We start from the raw sequence: 5,142 nt of genomic DNA, 5'->3' as shown, positions 1-5,142 counted from the left end.
CTTTACTCCATCAAGCGCAGCATCAGATTATGTCGAAAACCTGGGATTGTTGGGAAAAATGGCAACCACTGCCGCCCTTTTTGAACCGTTTCGCAATCCTGTTACGGTCAGCGAGGTGCGTAGTTGCTTGAGTAAATTGTTAGATGTAACAGCAGAATTGGAACGCAGAGCGAGGCGTGAAAATACTCGGTGTGAGGAAGCAGAATTACCCAAGCTATGGATTCTGACTCCGACTGCATCAGAAACCTTATTGAATGGGTTTAATGCCGCCCCAGCTCAACAAAACTGGCCTCGAGGCATCTACTTTTTTGGGGAGTATTTGCGGACGGCGATTGTGGTTATCCACCAATTGCCAGAAACAGAAGAAACCTTGTGGTTGAGAATCTTGGGTAGGGGGAGGGTACAAGAACGCGCGATCGCTCAGTTGAGTGCATTATCAGTCGATCACCCAGTCCGCGCTGTTGCGTTAGAATTATTGTATCGGTTGCAATCTAACTTAGCGACAAATCAAGAACAACAATTAGAAGTAGAAGATCGGGAGTTGGTTATGGCGATCGCACCTTTGTTTCAACAGCAATTAGAAGCGGCAGAACAACGGGGGAGACAAGAAGGTATACAAGCAGGAAGGCAAGAAGGAAGGCAAGAAGGTATACAACAAGGCATTCAACAAGGAATTGAACGAGGTATTCAACAAGGAAGAGAAGAAGGACAGCGTTCGATTTTAGAAAATTTTCTGCGGGTACGGTTTGGTGAAGTTGGCGCACTTTTGGCTGTTTTTTTAGCACCAGTATCGGCTTTACCTGCTACCGAATTTACCTTGTTGTTGCTGCAATTATCCGCACTGACTGGTGACGAAGAAGGGATTGAGCAAGCTAGACGGTTGCTAGCAGAAAATGTTCTGAGAATGCGGTTTAGTCAATTAGATGAGCGCATCCCTGATCTGGCAACAAACTTACTCTCATTATCTTCGGAAGAGTTAGCGTTATTGTTGCAACAGTTGCCTCAATTATCTGATGATGAACTGTTGGATCGATTGCCCAACTCCACTCGCTAAAAATATCAAAGTAGAAAGTATCTGTGTCACGAGATTACCACATAGTCAGCAGGAAGCGGGCCAGTGTATTCTATCGAAATTGACTGGATGTGTTTAAATGCGCTCAGAGCCTTATCTATTTCCTCTCGCTCTGGTGAGTGAGCTAATATTTTACCTCGCCGCGCGTTCCATTCATCATCCGATTCTGGATCGGCAATTAGCACCCACTCACAAGGGTAGCGATCGCGTATTTCTGCAATGGTCAAAATTTCTCGGGTTGGTTTGTCAAAAGTGTCATTGTTCTTTTGAATCTGATGTTGTGAAAACTGGGGTGCTTCTACTTGGCTAATCTCTTCATTTAACAGCTGCCAAAGCCTGGGTTTTTCTTCCAGTTCTAAGGAAGCGATCGCATCCTTGATCGCTTCAAATGTAATTTGTAATTTTATAGTTTTTGGGTTCATAGTGTTTCTCAGGTTTCTGGTGTTAAACTATCGCTATTATGTTAGCGCGAAGCCTGCCCTAGCGGGCGGCTAGGCCACCCTTGCACCCAGAGACAGAAGTTATCGCAGAACATTAACTAAAACTGCTAATTTTTGAGCCAAACACAGAGGAGGTTGTTTCTTTGCGATCGCGCCAGCTTCACGCAAGCGCCAACAAGATCGGGGGCGATCGCTATCGCTTTACTGAGGTAGAATTGAGAACAGAAGGTAAAAGGAAAGCGCCATGTCAGACCAAGATATCGCTAATATCATAACCATCGAACCGGGTAAAAGAGGTGGCAAACCTTGTATTCGAGGCATGAGAATTACGGTTTATGACCTGCTGGAATATCTCGCTTCTGGGATGACTTATCAAGAAATCCTAGATGATTTTCCCTATCTCACCCAACAGGATATTTTGGCTTGCTTGAGTTTCGCAGCTAAACAAGATCAGTTTATGTTAGTTGTTGGAGCGTGAAAATACTTTACTATGCCTGCCAAAGATATCTACCACAATGCAGTTAAGAATGCCTTAGTTAAAGACGGTTGGAAAATTACCGCAGATCCCTACTTGCTCAAATATGAGGATGCTGAGTTATATGCCGATCTAGCGGCAGAAAAGCCGATAGCCGCCGAAAAAAAAGGACAAAAGATTGTTGTGGAAATAAAGATCTTTGTAGGGCGCTCGCTCATGTATGATTTTCACAGCGCACTCGGTCAATACATGGTCTACCGAAAGCTCATTCAACTCACCGCTCCCGAATACAAGCTCTATTTGGCAATTGATGATATCGTATACAAAGACTTTTTTCAACGTAAGTCCGTACAAGTCATTACTAATGAGAATCAGCTTCTTTTGATGGTAGTTGAAATGCACAGGGAGGAAATTCTGCAATGGATAAACTAGAATACTATCGCAGGACGAGCGAAACACTATTAACTGAATATTATGAAATGACGGTCAAAGGAGAGAAGGATCTCGATGACGCACAGACAGAGCATCACCTTGCTTTTGACGAAGAACGAGATCAATATCTGTGGTTTCGCTTTGGCTGGGATGGCAAGCAACGGATACGCCATATTACCATGTATCTTCAGATTAAAAATGGTAAAATTTGGGTTGAAGAAGACTTGACCGATCTGTGTGTAGTTGATGATTTACTCGCGGCAGACATTCCTAAGATCGATATTGTTTTAGGGTTTCATCATCCCAGCAAGCGAGGTTTCACAGAATTTGCTACAGCTTGATTATCAACAAAAATTTCTAGTAAGATCGAACGCGAAAAAGACAAGATATAGGGCGATCGCTCTTAGTCATTTTGAGGAATATCGCTCGTGAGTCTCCTGTTAGATGTCCGCCACTTGTACGTCATAGTTTATGCTGATTCGTTGAGTAATTTTTCCTTCAATTCCTGACATTCTTTGGCTAGCGGGATGCCTAGTTCTGTTGCAATGGAAAGGGCGCGATCGCACTCCCATACATCCGCTCAGGCGCGCCTGCATTTAGCATTTTGCTCAATCCCCATAAATATCCACATTACTAATAGCATAGACAGATTCATCAGCACTAGAAGAAGGAAGTGCTTGCAAATCAGCAATATTGCCGCATCGATTCAACCCTATCAGCTTCGCGAATAGCCAAAGGCTTAATTTGCTTGCGTTCTTCAAGCAGAGTTTCAGGAGATATTTCCAACGGGGGAAGTACTGACGGACTTGGCGCATTCTCATCGGGAAACATCTGATAAAAAGTAGTAGCCGCTGCTCGTTATACAATCGTTTGAATCTCAGAACCAACACAGCGTTGGGTTCTTTTAATCACCTCTTTTCTTGATTCGTGAGTATAGGGATCGCCACCATTTTTGAATCGAGCATCGAATCGAGCTAAGTGGAGATTAAAAATAGTATTGCGTGAGCCCCCATTGGGCAAATCTACTTTGTAGATGTAGTCAAAGCGTCCGGCGCGGGTAAGTTCCGGTGGCAACCATTCGATGGGGTTAACGCTAGCAATAACAATCGCATCGCTGGTACGTTCTTGCATCCAAGTGAGCAAAGTTCCAGCAAGTCTTTGACCCAAACCACCGTCGTCAAACCCCGCAAAACCCTTATCAAAATCATCAAAATAAATTACAACTCGATTGAGTCTATCAGTGAGTTTCAAAAGTTTTTTCAGCCAGGGTTCTGCTTGATTACCATAACCTCTAAAATTCCCCCAATCTACCAAAATGAGAGGAATTCCAACAATTTGATCGCAGACTTTAGCCGCGTGGGATTTCCCAGTACCAGGAGGGCCAACTAATAATACTCCTTTTGGTACTTTGAGTTTATAGGCTTTCGCCAGGGGACTTAATAATCGTTTGAATTTTTTAAACGCTGCCAGCATTCGATCCAACCCGCCTAAAGGAACTTGAGGTGCAGGTAAAAATTCGATATCATAGAGTCGATTGAAAAGTTGAACTTTGTAGTTAAAGAGCTTTTCTGCCAGTTCTTTGGCATTTTCGGGCGAATATCGCTGGTGAATCGCGCTGAGGGCATTGATGATATCTGAGATATAAAGACCGATACTGCTGTGCGCGATCGCTTCCAATTCCCCTATACTAAGGTGCGGCGGCAATCCCTCGGCAGCAACAGATTTGAGGGCGTCTATAATTTCGTGAATTTCCGGCAATTCCTGAGTAACTAAAGGAATCTGTGGTGCAAGTTCTGGCGTAATTTCTGCCCTAGCCCCCAAAAAAATGGCGATTTTTCTCGTTGTTCTGCTGTTTGTATAGAGATTAATTAGATTTGATTTAACCCATTCTGATAAAATTAAAAACTCCGCATCTTGATTTATGTTTGGTTTAATCCAAGGATAGATATTTTCTAGGATTAATACACCTGATCCTTGAGAATTGTTCCAGATAGGCAGGATATCAAAATAATCTTTGGCGACCTGTAGCGGTGATTTAGTTAGGGTAATTTGTGCTTGAATAAATTCTAAGATGCCAAGTTCGCTGAGTTTTAATTCTAGAATCTGATAGCCAAGATTCCAAAGATAGCAGGGGATAGGGATTGAGGAGCATATTTTCAAAATGTAAGTAAGGATGCGCGATCGCTCTTGGATAGGGGATTCGCAAGCAATCAGCGGTTGCGCTGCTTTAATCAGGGTTGCTATTTCTGAAATGTCAGAAGGATTCATGGCAATATTCTTGGGCTAACAATCTGATTTTATTGACTTTTTAAATTTCCTAGTAACTAAAATTATAAATTAGTGCGATTTTTAGATATTTTTGTATATAGGTGGCGAGCAAATTATATCAATTGATATCTTGGCTTTTGGGGTTATGATGAATTACTATCCTTTAAAATCTCTCGATTTATTGAATTGAAGCCAGGATTAATCGAGTCAGGCTATTAAAAGAATGTATGAGCAACAATCCGGGGATTTACCCAATTCTTTTACTACCCGATCAAAACACAACCTTGCCCGACCTCTCGCCCAAAATTTCTACGTCTGGGATGGGTGACGTGCGCTGTGGCGTATCGGAAAAAGAATTTTTAGGTTACTTAAATTATTACTTCAAAGACTGGGTTTATCCTCAGCAGCAGGTGATAGTACCAGGACAGGAACGACCTTTTGTAGTGGATTATTTG

Annotated in this window: 8 protein-coding genes; 5 read left to right on the top strand and 3 right to left on the bottom strand. The window is 42.6% G+C overall.

Going from position 1 to position 5,142, the window contains the following annotated elements; all coding sequences use genetic code 11:
* On the top strand, positions 1-1,054 hold a 1,054-nt coding region (locus ACE1CM_RS27530; protein ID WP_374882045.1), incomplete at its 5' end, for a flagellar assembly protein H.
* 26 nt (positions 1,055-1,080) lie between these two features.
* Here the strand turns inward: ACE1CM_RS27530 and ACE1CM_RS27525 are convergent.
* Positions 1,081-1,494, bottom strand: coding sequence for a hypothetical protein (locus ACE1CM_RS27525; protein WP_374882044.1), 414 nt, complete (start codon positions 1,492-1,494; stop codon positions 1,081-1,083).
* A gap of 262 nt (positions 1,495-1,756) precedes the next feature.
* On the opposite strand from ACE1CM_RS27525, the gene ACE1CM_RS27520 reads away from it, so the two are divergent.
* Genes ACE1CM_RS27520 through ACE1CM_RS27510 form a run of 3 tightly spaced genes read left to right on the top strand, consistent with a single transcriptional unit; the run spans position 1,757 to position 2,760 of the window.
* A complete protein-coding gene (locus ACE1CM_RS27520) occupies positions 1,757-1,990 on the top strand; it encodes a DUF433 domain-containing protein (protein ID WP_374882043.1) in 234 nt (77 codons plus the stop codon).
* Between the two features lie 12 nt (positions 1,991-2,002).
* Positions 2,003-2,419: a XisH family protein gene (locus ACE1CM_RS27515; RefSeq protein ID WP_374882042.1), complete on the top strand. Its 417-nt coding sequence runs from the start codon at positions 2,003-2,005 to the stop codon at positions 2,417-2,419.
* The gene (locus ACE1CM_RS27510) at positions 2,407-2,760 is read left to right on the top strand and encodes a XisI protein (protein ID WP_374882041.1); all 354 of its coding nucleotides are present in this window, start codon (positions 2,407-2,409) and stop codon (positions 2,758-2,760) included. The genes ACE1CM_RS27515 and ACE1CM_RS27510 overlap by 13 nt, the downstream gene beginning before the upstream one ends.
* A gap of 267 nt (positions 2,761-3,027) precedes the next feature.
* Here ACE1CM_RS27510 and ACE1CM_RS27505 read toward each other — a convergent pair whose 3' ends face one another.
* Together ACE1CM_RS27505 and ACE1CM_RS27500 are read right to left on the bottom strand one after the other, a co-directional pair.
* Positions 3,028-3,240 carry a hypothetical protein gene (locus tag ACE1CM_RS27505; protein ID WP_374882040.1) on the bottom strand — a complete coding sequence of 71 codons (213 nt, stop codon included), beginning with the start codon at positions 3,238-3,240 and terminating at the stop codon, positions 3,028-3,030.
* Positions 3,241-3,277: 37 nt separating this feature from the next.
* The gene (locus tag ACE1CM_RS27500; RefSeq protein ID WP_374882039.1) at positions 3,278-4,687 is read right to left on the bottom strand and encodes an AAA family ATPase; all 1,410 of its coding nucleotides are present in this window, start codon (positions 4,685-4,687) and stop codon (positions 3,278-3,280) included.
* Positions 4,688-4,914: 227 nt separating this feature from the next.
* Here ACE1CM_RS27500 and ACE1CM_RS27495 point away from each other — a divergent pair.
* The coding region (locus ACE1CM_RS27495; protein ID WP_374882038.1) for a hypothetical protein at positions 4,915-5,142 on the top strand (228 nt) is incomplete at its 3' end.

This window comes from Microseira sp. BLCC-F43 (assembly GCF_041929235.1).
Lineage (GTDB): Bacteria > Cyanobacteriota > Cyanobacteriia > Cyanobacteriales > Aerosakkonemataceae > Microseira.
Note: the sequence above shows the minus strand (reverse complement) of the source record. Positions and strands in the feature narration are given on the sequence as shown.